This window comes from Cyanobacterium sp. (assembly GCF_054166785.1).
In genome coordinates, this window is the sequence record NZ_JBSZCP010000019.1 from 15,784 (window position 1) to 35,021 (window position 19,238).

A 19,238-nucleotide genomic window follows, 5' to 3' on the forward strand; every position below is an offset into this window, starting at 1 on the left:
GGGCAAATTAATAATTGACAATAGGCAATGGACAATGGGATACTTTTTTACTTGTCCGTTGTCTTTTTCTGTAACCATATTTATTAATCAATGTCTTTTATTCTTTTTGGTCAAAAGATTTGGTTAATTTTATTAAATATTTAGACTTAAATGTTGTGCAGAATCGTGGTGTTTGAAAAACAATGAGTATTTATTTTATCAAGTTGAGATAATTTTTTTATGAATATAAACGAATATGTTGAGTTAACAAAACAAACGGCTATCTATCCTCCTGATACTTTTTTGGAGTATCTAACCCTTGGACTGGCTTCCGAGGCTGGGGAAGTTAGTGGGGTGGTGAAAAAGTATATCCGTAAAGATTTTCCCCTCGCACAAGCCCAAGATAAATTAACGAAGGAGTTAGGAGATGTGCTGTGGTATTGGGCAAGATTATGTGATGAATTGGGGTTAAACCCTGAAGAAGTGATGGAAGCTAATATTTCTAAACTGCTTAAAAGAAAAGAAAATCAAACGTTACAAGGAGATGGAGATGACCGATAATTTAGAGTTATTAGATCCTCGTTTTAAGGTTACTGTATTGGGGAAAACCGATCGCCCTAATCTGCTTTGTTATTTGGCAATGCACCAAGATTATAGTGAGAGTTTTGTGGCGGAGGAATACGAAAAGTTAGCTAGTTATTCTGAGGCGGAATTGGGCAGAAGAATTGTTCGTAATTGTGTTAATAAGATGCACTGGGGTATTATTGAACATCCTAGTATTACTTTTAATGTAATTAATTTTCCCCATTCGGTGATGGTACAGGCGCGCACCCATCGGGTGGGGGTAAGTTTTGATTGTCAATCTCAGCGTTATACTAGCCAACGAATTTTGAATCTTGCCAAAAAAATTGAGGAGTTGCAAGCCCAATCGGTGGATTTTGAAGTTATTGCCCAAGAAATTGAGAGTTTATTTTATTTTCGGGCTATTGGTAATTATTTTGATCGGGAGGGTAATAAATATTTTTATTCTCAGGATACCCGTAATAAGGATATTGCTTTTACCCAAGGTGCGATCGCCTATTATGCGGAAAAAATAAACAATGATGGTTATGCCCCAGAACACGCTAGGGATATATTAACCCAAAATATCCGTCAACATTTTGTAGTGTCTTTTAATGCCCGAAGTCTATTGCATTTTTGTGACCTACGCTTACCCAAAGATGCCCAATCGGAAATCCGAGACTTAGCAACCCTATTGCTATATCACTTTGAGCAATGGATGCCTGAAGTGGCAGAGGTATATAAGAAAAAGAGACTAGGTAAAAATTTACTAGCCCCTTAATCTTTTAACATGGCGGGAGGCGGATTTGAACCACCGACCTTCGGGTTATGAGCCCGACGAGCTACCTGACTGCTCTATCCCGCGTCATCACTCTTACGAGTATAACAAACTTTCTCAGATTATGCAAGGGGGAGCTTAGTTTTGGGGCGAAATATGGGAGGAAGGGCGATCGCCCAGATAGCTAACGGTAAACTATGGGCATATGGTTTTACCTCTTTATCCCCACGTCATAAAACTTATTAGTTCCCCTATTTTCTGAGTTGATACTTCTATACTGAAGACTAATATTCATTAAAAAAAATAAATGTTAATAAAACTATATCTCTATCTAGTCCTATTCTTAATATTAGGGATTTCTATATTGCATTTATTACCTCGGTTGGGAGACACGGGAAAAAAACTTTCCGATAGACTTTGTTATGCCCCCGGCATTGATTTAGCCTTAGCATATTTTATGCCATTACCTCTCCTCATCGGTTCAATTATTGCCCAGTGGCAAGGAGTCGGAATTGCTTTACTCGCTGAATTTACCAGTCTTTGGATTTGGATTTTCGCTCACGAATCGTTACACACAAGACCTAAAAGTAATATTCACAGCACATTAAGCACCATGGTAGGAAAATGGCGTAACCATCTAGCCGTGTGGATTACAGCCCTAGCAATTCCCCTATTTTGGCTTGTGCGTCTGGCTGAAATTGTTGTCTATCCCCCCTTGACTTGGTTAGTTAAACTACCTAAATACGAAGCAAAAGAATGGGTTAATGTTTCCCGTCAAAAATTTGAAGGATTAATTGGCTATGACTTAATCTGGTGCTTATATTGCGACTGGATGACAGGGGTATGGTCATTGGGTAGTGAAATGTTACGTAATGTAGAATCCTTTTGGTGTCCCATTCGCTTTTATCCTGATAAAAAGTGCGAAAATTGTCAACTAGACTTTCCAGACATCGAAAATGGATGGGTATTACCAGAAGGCACCATGGAAGATGTAACTCAACTATTGCAAGAAAAATATACAGCTAATCAAGAAAAAAGATCATGGTTTGGACATAATTCTCGTAAAGATAAATAATTCCTTGATATTCTCCGTCATCAAATGGCGGATTTTTCTATGGCAAAGACTTGGCGGCGGCATTAACCAACTCAGAAGCCACCTTGGCAGAATAGGGCTTAATAAACCACCAAATAAGAGGGGATAGCCACCCCTTGAGGGTGATGGAATAGGCAATATAACTGCCCCGTAGAGTTGATTCCATCTGATAGGTAATTCTTTGCTCAATACCGGGTATGGCTAATAGACGAATACTCAAAAATTCCTTGGGGCGCACATTTTCCACAAATACCCTGATAGGAATGGGGGTAAGACGAGTTACCACCCCAAAAATTAACCCCGGTTTTGGAATTAATCCCTTGGGTAATCTAGTTTTGACAAATAGGGGATGCCAAGACATATCTGCTAGGTTAATCAAACGATGCCATACCACGTCCACGGGAATATTTGTTGTTACTCGATAGGTTTTGTAGAGAGAGCATTGACATAAAAGTTTTTCGCCATCTGCCAGAAGTAATTTAAAGGAAAAGTTAAAAGTCATGATGGTAAGCAATGGATAATTGATAAATAATTTATCTGTGCTAATAAACTATTAAAAGTTAGTGTTGATCAATTATTGCTGAAGGCGTTTTTTTATTTCATAATATTAAGAACTGCAAAAATTTTAAGTTCCAAGACCCCTTACAGTTTAGATTGATAGATTGTAAGTTATTTTTAGCAATATTTAAAAAAAAATTATGAATACGGCGACCAAAGAAAATACTAACCCCATCAATTCTACTTCTTTTCCTCCAGAAGATGCAAAAACTAGGGTAAGTCAGTTTATGCAGTCTATCCAAGATGAGATTTGCCAAGGTTTAGAAGCCTTAGACGGTAAGGGTAAGTTTCAGGAAGAAAGTTGGGAAAGGGAGGAAGGAGGCGGTGGCCGCTCCCGTGTTATGACTAATGGAGATGTTTTTGAACAGGGGGGAGTCAATTTTTCTGAGGTATGGGGTGATAATCTTCCCCCTAGTATTCTGAAACAACGTCCTGAAGCGGAGGGACATCGTTTTTATGCCACGGGTACTTCGATGGTATTGCACCCTAAAAATCCTTATATTCCTACGGTACATTTAAATTATCGTTATTTTGAGGCGGGCCCAGTATGGTGGTTTGGGGGGGGTGCTGATTTAACTCCTTATTATCCTTTTGCTGAGGATGCGAAGCATTTTCACACTACTTTTAAAAAGACTTGTGATAAGCACCATCCAGAGTATTACAATGTGTTTAAGCGTTGGTGCGATGAGTATTTTTATTTAAAACATCGTGATGAAACCCGTGGGGTAGGGGGGCTTTTCTTTGATTATCAGGATGGCAATGATCCTATTTATCGTGGGCCTCACCCAGATAAGGCGGCGGCGCAGTACAGTAATCAGTTACCTCCTCAAAAACAACGTAGTTGGGAAGAAATTTTTGCTTTTGTGCAGGATTGCGGTAAGACTTTTTTACCTGCCTATAGCCCTATTGCTGAAAAACGTCGTAATATGGATTATGGCGATCGCCAGAGAAACTTCCAATTATATCGTCGTGGTCGTTATGTGGAATTTAATTTGGTTTACGATAGGGGAACTATTTTCGGTTTACAAACCAATGGGCGCACGGAGTCTATTTTAATGTCTCTACCTCCCTTGGTGCGCTGGGAATATGGTTATACCCCTGAACCTAATACCCCTGAAGCCGAATTATATGATATTTTCCTCAAACCTCAAGATTGGGCAAACTGGGATTAACAATTGATAATTGACAATGGACAATTAAACTTCAATTTGTTTTGTTTTGCTTATTTTAGACCCTGTTTCTGCATTGACAACAAATTATCATTGTGGGGATGGGGTTTAAATTTCTTCGGAGGGGATTGTGCAATAAAATTAAACACAAGATAATTAGTCGTTGTATTAGGATCAAGAAAAGTCTTTTAATTTTTTAATAAATCAAATATATGGGTAGATCACAAAAGAATGATAATTTTATCGATAAAACTTTTACCGTCATGGCGGATATTATTCTAAAGGTTTTACCGATTAATGCTAGGGCAAAGGAGGCTTTTGTTTATTACCGTGATGGTATGTCTGCCCAAGCGGATGGGGAATATGCTGAAGCCCTTGAAAACTATGAAGAAGCCCTCAGATTAGAGGATGATCCGGGCGATCGCAGCGAAATCCTCTATAATATGGGTTTAATCCATGCTAGTAATGGTAAATTGGAAGAAGCCCTAGGGTATTATCATCAGTGCTTAGAACTTAATCCTCGTAAACCTTCTGCCCTAAATAATATTGCGGTGCTATACCACTATCAAGGGGATAAATGTAAACAAGAAGGAAAGGAAGATGAGGCAGAAAATCTTTTTGATAAGGCAGCGGAGTATTGGAAACAAGCCATTAGACTTTCCCCTAATAGTTACCTAGAGGCTCAAAACTGGCTCAAAACCACTGGTAGATCAGAAATGGATGTATTCTTTTAATAATTGAAATTGATAATGGAGAATTGATGATGGATAATCTTAATTGTCAATTGTCCATTTTTGATTCTTATTATGTGTGTCAAAAATACAACTATTTTTTAATAGTAAACATAGCATAGATAAACTTCCATGAAATAAAGTGAATAATTTCCTCAGAGAATTTTAAAATATAATTTCCGTATAATTTCCGTGTGAGTATTTTTCTTGCAACAATTTTATATTTAAGAAATACAGTTAAAATAGTTCAATCAAAGAGAAAAGGCAATGAAAAATAATCGTAAAACTATTAAAGTTTTGACTCTAAGCGTTCTTTATCCCCCATTACTTCTATTCTCTGAATCTGCTGAAGCTCTATTTATTCATTTGTAGATAGACCAGTTTTTGGCAGAATCTGTTTCCTCTAAACTGATACAACTTAATCAGGAACAATATATACGATTGGTTTTATGAAAGTAATTCCTTAATAATAAGAGTGTAATATTTGGAAATATATGTTTACTTTTATTAATATAAAAAATCAATCAATAATTGCTATAATATTTCATAGAAATAAAAAAATGAACGGTATGCAGACTACATCAAAACAGTAAAAATAACCTATTAGTTAAAAAATCTATAGCCATTAGCGTAAAATTTTCAGTGAAAAAGATGGTTATCATATACTTAGCAAACTTTTAGATTGGAAATCAATTCTTTAGCTGTAAGGTGAAAAGCATACTAGGAGGTAATTTGCCATGAAAAAACGCTTTACACTGCCCTTAAGTTTACTCACAACATCTTTGGGATTGAGTCTCTTTTTCGTTACAGCACCAACTGCTTTATCTCAAAGTAATCAGACCCCGACAAATTCTATCACCATAACCCAAGCAAGAAATATAAGACTTCTATTTATTAATAGATGTCAATCAACCCCTATTCGTTTAGCGGTTCGATTTCGAAATAATACAGGAGACTGGGAAACAGCTTCTTGGTATAATTTTGACCCACAAGAAGGTCCTACTAGTTTACGGGGCGTAGTAACCAACAATAGAATTTTTTACTATTATGCAGAAGCAACAGATAACTCTGGTCGAGTTTGGAGTGGAGATCATCCTGTAAATATTGGAGGGAGAACATATCAGATGACAGAGGTGAATATTCGTTCTGGAGCGACCCAATTTACTCAAGGTTTGACTTGTAATGACGAATCTCCCACACCAACTCCTAACCCAAATCCCAGTCCTACTCCAGACCCAATAAACTATATGGAACCAGAAACAGCACCTACTGTGAGAGCGGAACGGAGTGTCACTTTATCGACAAGAGCAACTGGTGGGGCTACTGTTACTCTAAATCGTGGCGGACGACTATATATAGAAGGAAGATCAAGATCAAGACATATTACTAGGGCTTCCAGACCTACAGTAACTGTTGTGGGTTTGGATCGAATAGGTAGAGAATTATTTGTCTCTGAACATTTTGACATTCCGACGGCCTGTTCGACGACCGATCCTATGTGTCCATCAATCAGGTTTGCAAGTAATACACAATATATCAGCCCAGATATTGCTAAATATGTTCATAGTATGCAATTAGAATTCACTGAGCGTAGGGGAAGATCTGTTTCTGATCGTGTGGCAAGAAATATTTTGAAGGCTTGTCAAAATTATACAAATTTACCTCCTAGCGTTCGGACTGCGATTGGTGTAACCGCAACGGCAGTCTCAGGAGGTAGCGGGGGAGGAGTCGCTGGTGGTGTGGAAACATTTTGTGGTATTCATTCTCGTTAAGGTGTCAATAAATTTGACTGTGAGTAATATGAGTCCCCCAGAATTGGGGGATTTAATAAACCCAAATTGCTCTTTTTGTACAAGTTATTACCTTACTTAAACTCTCTCTAATAACAGGATATATTAGACTTGTTCTGAATTAAATATCTGCGTATCCAAAACTCTTATCAAATAAGAATTAAATTTGGGAAAAAACCTATTTCGCAACAACTCTATTACTAAAGCTTATTAAATCTAAATTTAGGCTGACATTGGAATGAAGTGTAATAATTAAATTTCCTATTCCCTGTTATGATTAATAGGGTTTTGATTATTTTTTATTAGTTATTATTTTTTATGAGTATCAGTCAGGAAGAAGTTAAAAAAGTGGCTAATTTAGCCCGTTTAGAGATTAGCGAACAGGAGGAGCAAGAATTTGGCTCTCAGTTAAATGCTATTCTTGAATATTTTGATCAATTGAGTGAGTTAGATACCAGTGAAGTAGAACCCACGACAAGGGCGATTGATGTTAGTAATATTATGCGCACCGATGCACAAACTACCTATGAAGATAGGGAAAGTTTATTAGATAATGCCCCTTCTCGGGATGATGACTTTTTCCGAGTTCCTAAAATTATGGGCTAATATTCTTTGGGGGTGTGAAATATGCCCCCTATTTATTGGGTAGCTTAACGATAAAATTTGTTCCCTCATGGGGGTTACTTTCTACTTTTATGCTACCGTGATGGTTTTCGATGATGGCACGGGCGATCGCCAAGCCTAACCCTGTGTTACTGTTATTGTTATCCCGATAACTACGGGCAGAATCACCCCGATAAAATCTATCAAAAAGATGGGGGACATTTTCTTTTTCTATGCCGATACCATTATCTTTAATTTCAACGCTACAATAAAGTTTATTTGTTTTTTTGATGCTTTTTAATATTACTTGAATAGTAGCTTTTTTATTATTATTTTCTTCAAATCCATGGATAATTGCATTACTAATTAAATTAGTAAAAAGACGGATTAACTGCCCCCAGTCTCCCTCTATGGTAAACAAATATTCAATGTCATCTAATTCCTTTAAGTTAGGCTCATAAATATTATCTATTATCTCCAATGATAAATTAATAGATTTTTCCTTAGCAATAATTACTTGTTCTTCCACCACTTCAAGCAACAAAGAATCAAGGGGAATAGATTGAAAAGTGGGATTGATAATACCGCTATCACTACGGGCTAAAAACAATAAATCATTAACTAAATTAGATAATCTTTCCGTTAAACGTTCAACAATTTCCAACTGTTTTTTATTTTGCTCTGGCTCCATATCTGGATAGGCTAAAATACTTTGGATATTGGTTTTAATGGTGGCAATGGGATTTCTCAACTCATGGGAAGCATCGGCGGTGAATTGTTTCAAACTTTGGTAGGATTCTTTGACGGGTTGAATGGCAATACCTGAGAGAAACCAACCGATCGCCCCTACAGAAGTAATCATTAATGTTACGCCGATAATTAAATCCGTAATTAGTTGACGAATGGGTTTGATGACATCAAAAAGGGGATGACTCACCCGCAGATAACCTAAAACATAGCGCCCTACTTCTATTCTTTTGGTAATTTGTCGTAATAGGTAATCGGAAGACATACGGATAGTTTTCCCCCCAGAGTGGAAGGAAAGGGGTATGGGTAAGGGCTCTTCTAAAGTCTGCCATAATAACTCCCCATTAGGACTAAACCATTCTAAATCAATGTGATCATCTTCTACTTTATTAGTAGTATCAGGATGTTGACGGAAACTAGCATTGATATTTAATTTATACTTTCCTTCCCCTAAGCTGACATCATCTATCACGAGGGAAGGTTCAACAATTTCAACCACGTGTTTGAGGGTATCATCAATTCTGTCAATGAGGGTTTTATAAACATAGCCATAAATCCCGATGGCAAAGATAATTAATAATACCGCTGTAACAATGGTGTAATAGAGGGCTAAACGTCTTCGGGTGGTTTGAAACAAGGGGAAGTCAATGGATAATTGATAATGGATAATTGATAATGGGTAATTAAACTTTAATTTTGCTTATTTGTTCCACTCTCAATTTTTACCATAGCAGTTTTTTCAATGAACAGTTAACAATGGATAATTAACAATTAAAATGACTTAGTATTTAAGATATTATCACCATTCCCTGTTCTCTATTCCCTTATTAATATTTACAGTTTTTAATTAATACAAAGGGTTGAACGATAATGGTGCTAAATTGGGTGGTGGGCTGACTATTCCAGTGGCTTAATTGTTCGGCGGTGGGTTTTTGAATTAATTGTTCGCTAATCAAGTTTTCGATGGTTTTTGTGTCGTTAAGGGCGATCGCACTTCCCACATCAATTAAATCTAAATTATCATTAACAACGATGATGACATCCCTTTGGGCATGGGGGATTAAATCTTTCCAGTCAATCTCGGCAATTTGTTCTTGTAATTGGGTTTTTAAATCTGACATTATTAAAATTTTCTTGGAATTGTCACGGTTTATATTTTCCCATCGTTGTTCTTTTCGTGCAATAGAAACTAGGGAATAGGCAATGGCTTGGAAATAAGGGGATGGGGTGATGGGGGGGAATAAACATAAAATTACATTCTCAACTGCTAATTGTCCATTGTTCCTTGTCCTAAAAAGGATAAAATAAAGCAATCAAGAGAGAATTATTAGTTATTAGATATATATATATATGAGTGCAACAGCTACTAAAACAAAATATGAAGCAATTATCGGTTTAGAAACCCATTGTCAACTCAACACCAAGAGCAAAATTTTTTGTAGTTGTTCAACGGAATTTGATAGCCCACCTAATACCAATGTTTGCCCCGTATGTCTTGGGCATCCTGGAGTTTTGCCAGTCTTAAACGAAGAAGTGTTAAACTCCGCTATCAAGATGGGTTTAGCCTTACAAGGACAAATTGCCCGTTATAGTAAATTTGATCGTAAACAATATTTTTATCCTGACTTACCCAAAAACTACCAAATTTCTCAGTTTGACTTGCCCATTGTTGAACATGGTAAATTAGAAATTGAATTAGTAGATCCTAAAACCAAAGAAGCCACCCGCAAAACCATTGGTATCACAAGGTTACACATGGAAGAAGATGCAGGTAAATTGGTACATGCAGGGAGCGATCGCCTCTCAGGGTCAACCCATTCTCTGGTAGACTTTAATCGTACAGGTGTTCCTTTGCTCGAAATTGTATCCGAACCCGATTTACGCAGTGGGCAAGAAGCCTCGGAATATGTACAGGAATTACGCCGTATCGTCCGCTATTTAGGCATCGGTGACGGTAATATGCAAGAAGGCTCATTACGTTGTGATGTTAACATTTCCGTGCGCCCTGAAGGACAAAAAGAATTTGGTGTAAAGGTAGAAATCAAAAATATGAACTCCTTTAGTGCCATTCAAAAAGCCATTGAATACGAAATTGAAAGACAAATCGAAGCCGTAGAAAATGGTGAACCTATCCTCCAAGAAACCCGACTATGGGAAGAAGGAAGTCAGCGCACTATCAGCATGAGGATAAAAGAAGGCTCTAGCGATTATCGTTATTTTCCTGAACCCGATTTACCCCCCCTCGAAATTACCGATGCCCAATTGGAGGATTTACAGAAAAAATTACCCGAACTTCCTGCCCAAAAACGCATTCGTTATGAAAGCGAATATGGTTTATCTGCCTATGATGCGAGGGTATTGTGTGATGATAGGGATGTAGCCCTTTACTTTGAAGCGGTAGTATCTGGGGGCGCTAGTGCCAAGGGGGCAGCCAATTGGATAACCCAAGACATCGCCGCCTATCTTAACAGTAATTTGGATTTAGATATTACTAAAATTGCCCTCAAACCTGAGATGTTGGCGGAGTTGGTTACTCTCATTGAAAATGGTACCATTAGCGGTAAAATTGCCAAGGAAATCTTACCTGATTTGTTGGAAAAAGGTGGCTCTCCTAAACAAATTGTCGAGAGTAAAGGGTTAGTTAGTATTTCAGATCCCGATGAGTTAGCTAAAATTATCGATGAAGTATTGGCAGAAAATCCTGATAAATTAGAACAGTTTAGGGCTGGAAAAACCAAGCTACAAGGCTTTTTTGTAGGTCAACTGATGAAGAAAACTGGTGGACGTGCCGAGCCTAAGTTAGCTAACCAAATCCTTAACAAGAAGTTAAATGGTTAAAAAAAATTAATAGAGTTTTATTTTCCCTCCCTAGGCTTTTTGGGGGGGGTATTCTTTTTAGGACAGAAAAATTTTAGGGATGGCTGCAATGGTAAATTGTTAATGGTTTATTTATTTATCATGGGCGATTATGTCTGAAGTTAGAAACGCAGTTCAAAAATTATATAATACTTATCCTTTTCCCCCTGATCCTCTTTTGGATGAGCCACCCCCGGGGTATAATTGGCGATGGCATTATCAATCAGCCTATAGTTTTTGCAAGGGTAGAAAACCTAGCAAGGCACAGGTTAGAATTTTGGATGCTGGTTGTGGTACGGGTTCAAGTACGGAATATTTGGTATTACACAATCCCACGGCAGATATTTTGGCGGTGGATATTAGTGAGAATGCTTTGGCTACTGCCCAGAAACGGTTGGAAAAGTCTGGGGTTTTAAAAAGTTTCCAAGGGAATATTGAGTTTAGACAGTTTAATTTGGAAAATGCAAGGGAGTTAGAAGGCTCTTTTGATTTTATTAACTCGGTGGGAGTTTTACATCATTTACCTAATCCAGTCATTGGTATTCAAGCCTTGGCGGATAAGTTGGGGGATGATGGTTTATTCCATATTTTTGTTTATGGGGAGTTGGGTAGATGGGAAATTTTACTGATGCAAAGGGCGATCGCCCTTATCCAAGGAGATAAAATAGGAGATTATCGAGATGGTGTGGCGGTAGGCAGGGAATTATTTGCAGGATTACCCGAATATAGCCGTATTCTACAACGGGAAAAGGAACGATGGGCATTGGAAAATCAACGGGATGAATGTTTTGCTGATATGTATGTTCACCCCAATGAGTTTGATTACAATATTGATAGTCTATTCGAGTTTATCCATACTTCTGGGTTGGAATTTGTAGATTTTTCTAACCGTGATTTTTGGCAAGTAGAAAGGTTAATCAAAAGTGAGGATTTACTACAACGGGTACAACAATTAACCACCCAAGAACGTTATCGTTTAGTAGAATTATTAGATCCTTCCAATGTAACCCATTATGAGTTTTTCCTTGCAAAATCCCCCCATCATCGGCAAACATGGCAAGATGATCAACTATTATTAAGAGCTAAACCAGAGTTAAATCCTTGTATGTTGGGTTGGGAGAGCAAAAGTTTACTCGATTATAACTATCAACCCGTTACTCTCACGGATGGGGAGTTTGAGTTCATGAAGTTAGCTTCCCACAATCCTAATGAAAATTTGACAGTAGAACATATTCTATCTCAAGTTAATGGTACTTTAGATCAGGTGCGATCGCTCATTAACCGTCAATTGATTATCATGGGATAAGCCATAATATAACAAGGGGTTAAAAATCCTCATACTCAATCCAATTTATAAACCGTATTTTTATTTACTGTTTATGGGCAATGGGCCTAAGCCCATTGTTAGTTTCATTCTTTTACTCTATATTTGCAGAGTCCGTCTTACTCCATCAAACTCCATTCCCCCCAGAAAGTTAACGCACTATTTGGTTTAAAAAAAGTTATTCTTGTTACAAAACTACACAATCTCTATTACGTTATGTTAAGATTGGTTTAAGGAAATAAAACACATAAAGATAAAAATTTCAAAAATAGCCATGACTACTCAAATTCAACACCTAAAAATGTTAACATCTGTTCAGAAATGGAATTTATGGCGTAAAGCAAATCCTGACATCCTTCCAGAGTTAAGGGCAGTTGATTTGAGTCACCGTAACTTAGAGGGTATCAACTTTAAAGGAGTAAACCTAAGAGAAGCCAATCTATCTGGGGCAATTTTGACAGGGGCCAACTGCACAGGGGCTAACTTTCACCGTGCCAACCTCAGCAAAGTAACCATGAAAGATGCCGAAGCCCACAAAGCATCCTTTAATGACGCTAATTTTTATCAAGCAGTATTAAATGGCAGTGATTTTGGTCAAGCCAATATCCGTAACTCTAACCTAGTAGAAGCCAAAATGGTAGGATGCTACTTTATTAAAACTGATTTTACCGATTCTAAATTGAATGAAGCCGATTTAAGCGACTCTTACCTTACCGAAGCAATTTTAGTGGGTACAAGACTTGTTGATGCTAATTTAACTCAGGTTGATTTAAGTTGCGTTAATGCTATGGCTGCCGACTTTACCCACGCTAATCTCACTGGGGCAAATATTGAAGATTGGATTATTGATGAAAGTACCAATATAGAACAAGTTTTTTGTAACTATTTCTACGCTAAAGTCCATGAAAAAGTTGACTTGAGTGATTGTAACTATTATGCCCTCAATGCTGCGGTTAACTCACAAGATGACATTGATACAGAAGGAAATATTGTTCATAACTCTTTTGTAAACTCTAGTCTTCCTAGGGTAAATGGTGTTAATAGTATTAGACAAACGCAAAATTGTTTCGAGTTAGCTATCAAAAGATCTCAACAAGTTTGAAATAGTTAAAATAAACCTGTTACCCTATAAGGTGGTTTAAAAGATTGTAAGGATAATTAGTGATGACAGTAATGGGATTTATTAACCTTCACAAGCCTAAAGGGTTTTCATCCCATGATTGTGTTGCTAGGGTAAGAAGGATATTAAGAACAAAAAAAGTGGGTCATGGTGGTACACTAGATCCCTTAGCTACGGGAGTATTACCCATTGCGGTAGGAAAAGCCACTCGTTTATTGCAGTTTTTACCTACGACAAAAGCCTATCGGGCAAAGATAAGATTTGGACTGACTACCACCACCGATGATTTAGAGGGAGAGATAATTACCCAAGAAAAATGCCCTGATTTAAGTTTAGAAAATATTAATAATTTTATCTCAGATTTTTTGGGAAATATAGAACAAATTCCGCCTATTTACAGTGCCATAAAACAGGATGGCAAAAAAATGTATGAGTTGGCAAGGCAAGGAAAAGAGGTTAATATTCCTAGTAGAAAGGTAGAAATATTTGATATAAAAATCATCCATTGGCAAGGGGGAGATTTTCCAGAGTTAGATTTAGATATTACTTGTGGTGCAGGTACTTATATAAGGGCGATCGCCCGTGACTTGGGGCAAAAAGTAGGTACAGGGGCAACCCTAGCTAACCTAGAAAGAACCCTCAGCTGTAACCTATCTATTAACAACAGTGTTACATTAGAACAATTAGAAGAAGAAAAAAACAATAATCAACTAACATTAATTGCCCCCGATTTATTACTAGAAACAATGCCTCTATTAACCCTTGATGATCATGAAAGTTGGCGATGGCAACAAGGGCAAAAATTAAGCTATAACGAAGATGATAATGACACCTTTTATCGTACCTACAATAAAGAGCAAAAATTTATGGGCATTAGTGAAATTAAACAAGGACTAGAAGGCTTAATAATTAAACCAAAAGTAGTAATGACAAACCCCAACGAACCCTAAAACTGTAAACCAATTATTAATAATAACCAAAGAAATAAAATCTTGATTCCAACTCAAGCTATATTAATCAATAATCCGTTAACCATAGGCACAATACTGAATGTTAGACCAAGTTTTACATCCCTCCATTGATTTTGGTATCGAAACCCTCTTTATCCTAGTGATATTAGTAGCCCTAGAAGCTGTTTTATCCGCCGATAATGCGATCGCCCTTGCCTCCATAGCCCAAGGGTTAGAAACCGAAAAAGAACAACAGTACGCCCTAAATGTGGGCTTAGTTTTAGCTTATATATTGCGTATTACCCTTATTATTACCGCCACATGGGTAATTAAATATTGGCAATTTTCCGTAGCGGGGGGATTATATTTACTGTGGCTTGTTTTTCGTTACTATACCAACAGAAGTGACGACTCCGAAGCAGTATCTAATCTAAACTTTAAAGGACTTTGGCAAGCCATTCCCATGATAGCGGTTACCGACTTAGCCTTTTCCCTTGATAGTGTAACCACCGCCATTGCCGTAGCCGATGAGATATGGTTAATCATCGCAGGGGGTACCATCGGCGTTATTGCCCTACGGTTTTTAGCCCAACTCTTTATCCGTTGGATAGAAGAATATACCCACCTAGAAGACGCAGGATTTATTACCGTAGGTTTAGTGGGATTAAGATTAATTGTCAAAGTAATTGACCCTAATTTAGTACCCCCAGAATGGGTAATGATAATCACAATTATCAGTATATTTACTTGGGGATTCTCCGCCAAAAACCCCATCAAAGAAGAAAAAGCAGAAGGGTGATTAAAACAGAAAAACAACGTAGAATTGAACAGATAATACCAGCTATTAAATAATCAATTCTATAACTTTATGAACGAATCAAGACTAAAAATCTCCCTCAGTAGTCTTGCCATATTAATCTCCGTAATTTTATGTTTAATTCTACTATGGCATCTGCGAGGGCTTCTTGTCACCCTGATGATTGCGGCCGTACTTGCGGCCACCCTTGCCCCCATCGTTGATTCTGCCGAAAAATTTGTTCCCCGTTGGCTAGGGGTTATCCTAGCTTACCTCATTATCATTGGCATCCTCGTAGGGGGAGGATTGGTAATTGGGCCCACCGTATTTACCCAAATACAAAGATTAATCCAAAAATTTCCCCTTTACCTAGAAATACTCGGCAATACCGCAGAAAACCTAGTTATGCGCTTTGGCATTACCGAACCTAGAGCCTTAGAATTAATCGATCAACTTCTCGATTTACAAGCCTTAATCTCTTGGGGGGTGCGATCGAGTCAAAAATTACTTTTAAGCTCCCTAGGGGTCACGAGGGGCATCGTAGGGGGAACCCTTAACCTAATCCTTTCCATCTTACTATCCGCCTATCTTTTGGCTGGTTCCGATAAACTAATCAAAGGATTTGTAAGAATATTTCCTGAACCGTGGGACGATAAAATTGAAGCCCAATTTGAGCCTGTCACCGAGAGAATGGGTAAGTATATCCAAGGTAGAATCTTGGTTTCCCTCGTTTTAGGGGTGGCCATTACCATCGGTCTAAAATTTTTGGGTATCAACGAATTTGCCCTCGGTTTAGGGGTAATTGCAGGGTTTACTAACCTCATTCCATTTTTTGGTCCAGTGTTAGGTTCAATTCCTGCCCTCATCGTTGCCGTTGCCCAAGGGGGATGGGTATTTTTATGGGTGTTGTTGTTATTCCTCATCATCCAAAATGTAGAAACCTATGTACTAGATCCCCTCTTGGTCGGTTCCAGTGTTAAGGTTGAGCCTTTATATCAACTCCTTGCCGTGTTGGGAGGGGTGCAGGTATTGGGCATCATTGGTGCTTTAATTGTACCTCCTTGGATTGCGGCGGCGGGGGTAGTTTTGGAAAATCTTTATATCGAACCAAAACAAAAGGCACAGGTAATGCAAAATTGTAGTAAATAGGGTTTGATTTTCCCTCTCCCCAACCCCTCTCTCAAAGGACGAGGGGAGAATAAATCATCCTGCTTTTAGAAGGTTAAGGGCGATCGCACTTAGTGGCACTTAATAGTATATTGATAAATCATGAATAACCATCAAGAAAACCTAGAAAAATTCATCCAATTTTGTCAGCAACACATTACAGGGCAAGAAAGGAAAGAAGCCCAAATATTTCTTGACAGGTTTTTTCAAGCCTTTGGTTATGAAGGGGCATTAGAAGCAGGGGCAAAATATGAAGAAGCCATAAAAAAAGGTAGCAAAAAGAAAAATACAGGGTTTGCCGACTTGGTATGGAAACCCAAGCTACTCATTGAAATGAAAAAACGAGGGGAGGATTTAAATAAACATTATGCTCAAGCCTTTGAATATTGGTCAAGACTCGTCCCCCATCGCCCCCGTTACGTCATTCTTTCTAACTTTGATGAGTTTTGGATATTTGATTTTGACTTACAACTAGATGAACCTGTAGATATAATTTCTTTAGAAGAATTACCCCAACGGCATTCGGCTTTTAACTTTATGTTGAGGGGTGATGTAGAATCCATCTTCAAAAATAATCAGGTAGATGTCACCGAAAAGGCAGGGAGAAGACTAGGGGAATTATTCCAAATATTACAGGCAAGATTTGTAACCCCCAATTCAGAGCAAAATCAAGGCTCTACTCCCCCCTTATTAAGGGGGCTTGGGGGGGATCAAAACCAGCACTTTTCTGCCCCCTTATCAAGGGAAGAAATTCAAAACTCCCCTCGCCCTTTGGGAGAGGGGTTGGGGGTGAAGGCAAATCAAACCCTCAAGATTCAACGGTTTATCTTACAATGCGTGTTGGCAATGTTTGCCGAGGATAGGGGGTTATTGCCGAATAACCTCTTCATCCGTTGTGTGGAGGAATGTATTAACGGCGCCAGTAGTTATGACGTGTTGGGGGGTTTATTCCGTGAGATGAATAATCGGGGGGTTACTCCTGCGGGGAAATATCAAGGGGTGGAATATTTTAACGGTGGTTTGTTTGCCACGGTGGAAGCCATTGAGTTGACTAAGCCTGAATTAGAAATTTTGGCTACCGTTGCCCGTCAAGATTGGAGTAAGGTGCGCCCTGCTATTTTTGGGAATATCTTTGAAGGCACGGTGAATGCCAAGGAAAGGCATAGTTATGGGATGCACTATACCTCCGAGGCGGATATTATGAAAATTGTACGCCCTACTATCAGCAAATATTGGGAGGATTTAATTGATAATGCTAACACTATCAAGGATTTAAGCAATTTACAGCTTCGGTTACAATCCTACAAAATTTTGGATCCTGCCTGTGGTAGTGGTAATTTTCTTTATGTGGCATATCAGGAGTTAAAAAGAATTGAGCAGTTATTGTTAGACAAAATTCGGGCAAAGAGTAAAAAACAAAATGTCCAACAAAATCTGGGTTTTGTTACGCCGAATCAATTTTATGGTATGGATGTAAATCCTTTTGCGGTGGAGTTGGCTAAGGTTACTTTGATGATTGCCCGTAAGGTGGCTATTGATAAGTTAGATTTGACTGAACCTGCGTTACCCTTAGATAGTTTGGATCAAAATATTCTCTGCATTGATGCTTTATTTTCTGATTGGGTAAGGGCTGATGCTATCATCGGTAATCCTCCTTTTTTGGGTGGGAAACACATGAGATTAAATTTAAGTGATGACTATGTAGAAAAAATATTCACTAAGTTTAAAGATGTTAAAGATTCGGTAGATTTTTGTAGTTATTGGTTTAGGGTTGCCCATGATAATTTAGGGGAAAATAGTAGGGCTGGATTAGTGGCAACTAATTCTATTTCTCAGGGTAAAAGTCGTCGGGCTTCTTTGGATTATATTTTACAAAATAAAGGGATTATTCATGAGGCTATTTCCACTCAAGAATGGTCTGGAGAGGCGGCAGTTCATGTTAGTATTGTAAATTGGTCAAAGTCAATTCCTGATCATTATATTTTAGATAATAAACAGGTTAAACAGATTAATTCTTCTCTCACTTCTTTAACAGATGTTTCTCAGGCTAAAAAATTAAAGGTTAATAAAAATATTTGTTTTCAAGGGGTTTCACCCGTAGGGAGAGGGTTTATTATCACTGAAAAACAAGCCCGAGAATTTATCAAAGCAGATAGTAAAAATAAAAAAGTAATTAAGCTCTTTTCAATGGGAGATAATTTAGCTAGTAATCCTCATGGTATTCCAAACAGATGGATTATTGATTTTGCTAATTTAGATGTTGAATCAGCATCTGACTATAAATTACCTTTTCAATATATTAAGGATAATGTTAAGCCAGAAAGAGATAAAAATAGAATGCAAATGAGAAGACTAAACTGGTGGAAAATGGGGGTAAATGCTCTAAAGATGAGAGAATTAATTAATAATTTATCTTGTTGCTTTGCCGTACCTAGAGTTTCAAAATGGACAATATTTATCCCTTTCAACACAGAATGGTTAGCTGGTGATAAGTCAGTTATTATTGCATCTGATGATTATTATATTTTAGGGGTTTTAACTTCAAAGATTCATCGTATTTGGGTGAAGGCTCAATGCTCAACATTAAAAGCTGATACCGCTTACACATCAACAAGTTGTTTTGAAACATTTCCTTTTCCCTCACCCCTAGCCCCTCTCCCCAAGGGCGAGGGAAGCAAGATAAAAGAAGAAAAATTCCCCCTTATTAAGGGGAGTTTAGGGGGATCAAAAACGGATTTAGAAGGCTCAAAAATCGTGCAACAAATCAGAGATAAAATGACAGAATTACACGAATATAGAACTGAACAAATGGAGAAAAAACAATGGGGAATTACGCAGTTATATAATGCTTTTTTTGATGAGCCTAGCAGTAAATTATATAAGTTACATCAACAGTTAGATGATTTGGTAATGAAAGCCTATGGTTTTGATGAGGATGGGGATATTTTAGAGCAGTTATTGGAGTTGAATGGCAAGATGGCAAAGGAAGTTTAATTTGTGGGTAAGGGGCTTAAGC

At 37.8% G+C, this 19,238-nt stretch carries 17 protein-coding genes and 1 tRNA gene; 14 read left to right on the top strand and 4 right to left on the bottom strand.

The window, feature by feature from the left end; genetic code table 11:
- Nucleotides 1-219: 219 nt before the first annotated feature.
- Nucleotides 220-540 carry a nucleoside triphosphate pyrophosphohydrolase family protein gene (locus tag ACXITR_RS03350; RefSeq protein ID WP_457995815.1) on the top strand — a complete coding sequence of 107 codons (321 nt, stop codon included), beginning with the start codon at nucleotides 220-222 and terminating at the stop codon, nucleotides 538-540.
- Nucleotides 530-1,321 carry an FAD-dependent thymidylate synthase gene (thyX, locus tag ACXITR_RS03355; protein ID WP_457995816.1) on the top strand — a complete coding sequence of 264 codons (792 nt, stop codon included), beginning with the start codon at nucleotides 530-532 and terminating at the stop codon, nucleotides 1,319-1,321. Before ACXITR_RS03350 ends, thyX begins: the two co-directional genes overlap by 11 nt.
- 10 nt (nucleotides 1,322-1,331) lie before the next feature.
- On the opposite strand, the gene ACXITR_RS03360 is transcribed toward thyX, so the two are convergent.
- Nucleotides 1,332-1,405, bottom strand: a tRNA-Met gene (locus ACXITR_RS03360).
- Between the two features lie 220 nt (nucleotides 1,406-1,625).
- Between ACXITR_RS03360 and ACXITR_RS03365 the strand changes: the two genes are divergently transcribed.
- Nucleotides 1,626-2,393, top strand: coding sequence for a hypothetical protein (locus ACXITR_RS03365; RefSeq protein ID WP_457995817.1), 768 nt, complete (start codon nucleotides 1,626-1,628; stop codon nucleotides 2,391-2,393).
- A gap of 37 nt (nucleotides 2,394-2,430) precedes the next feature.
- Here the strand turns inward: ACXITR_RS03365 and ACXITR_RS03370 are convergent, their stop codons facing one another.
- The gene (locus ACXITR_RS03370) at nucleotides 2,431-2,913 is read right to left on the bottom strand and encodes an SRPBCC family protein (protein ID WP_457995818.1); all 483 of its coding nucleotides are present in this window, start codon (nucleotides 2,911-2,913) and stop codon (nucleotides 2,431-2,433) included.
- 196 nt (nucleotides 2,914-3,109) lie between these two features.
- On the opposite strand from ACXITR_RS03370, the gene hemF reads away from it, so the two are divergent.
- The 4 genes from hemF (at nucleotide 3,110) to gatC (ending at nucleotide 7,265) form a co-directional block, all read left to right on the top strand.
- Nucleotides 3,110-4,141 carry an oxygen-dependent coproporphyrinogen oxidase gene (hemF, locus tag ACXITR_RS03375; protein WP_457995819.1) on the top strand — a complete coding sequence of 344 codons (1,032 nt, stop codon included), beginning with the start codon at nucleotides 3,110-3,112 and terminating at the stop codon, nucleotides 4,139-4,141.
- A 209-nt stretch (nucleotides 4,142-4,350) separates the two neighbouring features.
- Nucleotides 4,351-4,872, top strand: a complete 522-nt coding sequence (locus tag ACXITR_RS03380) for a photosystem I assembly protein Ycf3 (RefSeq protein WP_457995820.1) — start codon at nucleotides 4,351-4,353, stop codon at nucleotides 4,870-4,872.
- Between the two features lie 734 nt (nucleotides 4,873-5,606).
- Nucleotides 5,607-6,641, top strand: coding sequence for a DUF1036 domain-containing protein (locus ACXITR_RS03385; protein ID WP_457995821.1), 1,035 nt, complete (start codon nucleotides 5,607-5,609; stop codon nucleotides 6,639-6,641).
- A 336-nt stretch (nucleotides 6,642-6,977) separates the two neighbouring features.
- Nucleotides 6,978-7,265, top strand: coding sequence for an Asp-tRNA(Asn)/Glu-tRNA(Gln) amidotransferase subunit GatC (gene gatC / locus ACXITR_RS03390; protein WP_457995822.1), 288 nt, complete (start codon nucleotides 6,978-6,980; stop codon nucleotides 7,263-7,265).
- Between the two features lie 28 nt (nucleotides 7,266-7,293).
- Here the strand turns inward: gatC and ACXITR_RS03395 are convergent, their stop codons facing one another.
- Both ACXITR_RS03395 and ACXITR_RS03400 read right to left on the bottom strand, forming a co-directional pair.
- Nucleotides 7,294-8,646: a sensor histidine kinase gene (locus tag ACXITR_RS03395; RefSeq protein WP_457995823.1), complete on the bottom strand. Its 1,353-nt coding sequence runs from the start codon at nucleotides 8,644-8,646 to the stop codon at nucleotides 7,294-7,296.
- A 190-nt stretch (nucleotides 8,647-8,836) separates the two neighbouring features.
- Nucleotides 8,837-9,130 (bottom strand): DUF2288 domain-containing protein, encoded by a 294-nt coding sequence (locus ACXITR_RS03400; RefSeq protein WP_457995824.1) that lies wholly within the window; start codon nucleotides 9,128-9,130, stop codon nucleotides 8,837-8,839.
- Nucleotides 9,131-9,359: 229 nt separating this feature from the next.
- On the opposite strand from ACXITR_RS03400, the gene gatB reads away from it, so the two are divergent.
- The 7 genes from gatB (at nucleotide 9,360) to ACXITR_RS03435 (ending at nucleotide 19,216) form a co-directional block, all read left to right on the top strand.
- Nucleotides 9,360-10,847 (top strand): Asp-tRNA(Asn)/Glu-tRNA(Gln) amidotransferase subunit GatB, encoded by a 1,488-nt coding sequence (gatB, locus tag ACXITR_RS03405; protein WP_457995825.1) that lies wholly within the window; start codon nucleotides 9,360-9,362, stop codon nucleotides 10,845-10,847.
- Nucleotides 10,848-10,977: 130 nt separating this feature from the next.
- Complete coding sequence (locus ACXITR_RS03410) at nucleotides 10,978-12,171, top strand: class I SAM-dependent methyltransferase (protein WP_457995826.1); 1,194 nt, start codon at nucleotides 10,978-10,980, stop codon at nucleotides 12,169-12,171.
- 292 nt (nucleotides 12,172-12,463) lie between these two features.
- Nucleotides 12,464-13,291, top strand: a complete 828-nt coding sequence (locus ACXITR_RS03415) for a pentapeptide repeat-containing protein (protein ID WP_457995827.1) — start codon at nucleotides 12,464-12,466, stop codon at nucleotides 13,289-13,291.
- A 62-nt stretch (nucleotides 13,292-13,353) separates the two neighbouring features.
- A complete protein-coding gene (gene truB, locus ACXITR_RS03420; RefSeq protein WP_457995828.1) occupies nucleotides 13,354-14,259 on the top strand; it encodes a tRNA pseudouridine(55) synthase TruB in 906 nt (301 codons plus the stop codon).
- Nucleotides 14,260-14,359: 100 nt separating this feature from the next.
- On the top strand, nucleotides 14,360-15,058 hold the full coding sequence (locus tag ACXITR_RS03425; protein ID WP_457995829.1) for a TerC family protein: 699 nt from the start codon (nucleotides 14,360-14,362) through the stop codon (nucleotides 15,056-15,058).
- A gap of 69 nt (nucleotides 15,059-15,127) precedes the next feature.
- Complete coding sequence (locus ACXITR_RS03430; RefSeq protein WP_457995830.1) at nucleotides 15,128-16,204, top strand: AI-2E family transporter; 1,077 nt, start codon at nucleotides 15,128-15,130, stop codon at nucleotides 16,202-16,204.
- A 120-nt stretch (nucleotides 16,205-16,324) separates the two neighbouring features.
- A complete protein-coding gene (locus ACXITR_RS03435) occupies nucleotides 16,325-19,216 on the top strand; it encodes a DNA methyltransferase (RefSeq protein WP_457995831.1) in 2,892 nt (963 codons plus the stop codon).
- Nucleotides 19,217-19,238: the final 22 nt, after the last annotated feature.

What these genes read in the sequence shown, in the direction of transcription:
- ACXITR_RS03350 (WP_457995815.1), top strand. Translation starts at nt 220, where the DNA reads ATGAATATAAACGAATATGTTGAGTTAACAAAACAAACGGCTATCTAT.
- thyX (WP_457995816.1), top strand. Translation starts at nt 530, where the DNA reads ATGACCGATAATTTAGAGTTATTAGATCCTCGTTTTAAGGTTACTGTA.
- ACXITR_RS03365 (WP_457995817.1), top strand. Translation starts at nt 1,626, where the DNA reads ATGTTAATAAAACTATATCTCTATCTAGTCCTATTCTTAATATTAGGG.
- ACXITR_RS03370 (WP_457995818.1), bottom strand. Translation starts at nt 2,913, where the DNA reads ATGACTTTTAACTTTTCCTTTAAATTACTTCTGGCAGATGGCGAAAAA.
- hemF (WP_457995819.1), top strand. Translation starts at nt 3,110, where the DNA reads ATGAATACGGCGACCAAAGAAAATACTAACCCCATCAATTCTACTTCT.
- ACXITR_RS03380 (WP_457995820.1), top strand. Translation starts at nt 4,351, where the DNA reads ATGGGTAGATCACAAAAGAATGATAATTTTATCGATAAAACTTTTACC.
- ACXITR_RS03385 (WP_457995821.1), top strand. Translation starts at nt 5,607, where the DNA reads ATGAAAAAACGCTTTACACTGCCCTTAAGTTTACTCACAACATCTTTG.
- gatC (WP_457995822.1), top strand. Translation starts at nt 6,978, where the DNA reads ATGAGTATCAGTCAGGAAGAAGTTAAAAAAGTGGCTAATTTAGCCCGT.
- ACXITR_RS03400 (WP_457995824.1), bottom strand. Translation starts at nt 9,130, where the DNA reads ATGTCAGATTTAAAAACCCAATTACAAGAACAAATTGCCGAGATTGAC.
- gatB (WP_457995825.1), top strand. Translation starts at nt 9,360, where the DNA reads ATGAGTGCAACAGCTACTAAAACAAAATATGAAGCAATTATCGGTTTA.
- ACXITR_RS03410 (WP_457995826.1), top strand. Translation starts at nt 10,978, where the DNA reads ATGTCTGAAGTTAGAAACGCAGTTCAAAAATTATATAATACTTATCCT.
- ACXITR_RS03415 (WP_457995827.1), top strand. Translation starts at nt 12,464, where the DNA reads ATGACTACTCAAATTCAACACCTAAAAATGTTAACATCTGTTCAGAAA.
- truB (WP_457995828.1), top strand. Translation starts at nt 13,354, where the DNA reads ATGACAGTAATGGGATTTATTAACCTTCACAAGCCTAAAGGGTTTTCA.
- ACXITR_RS03425 (WP_457995829.1), top strand. Translation starts at nt 14,360, where the DNA reads ATGTTAGACCAAGTTTTACATCCCTCCATTGATTTTGGTATCGAAACC.
- ACXITR_RS03430 (WP_457995830.1), top strand. Translation starts at nt 15,128, where the DNA reads ATGAACGAATCAAGACTAAAAATCTCCCTCAGTAGTCTTGCCATATTA.
- ACXITR_RS03435 (WP_457995831.1), top strand. Translation starts at nt 16,325, where the DNA reads ATGAATAACCATCAAGAAAACCTAGAAAAATTCATCCAATTTTGTCAG.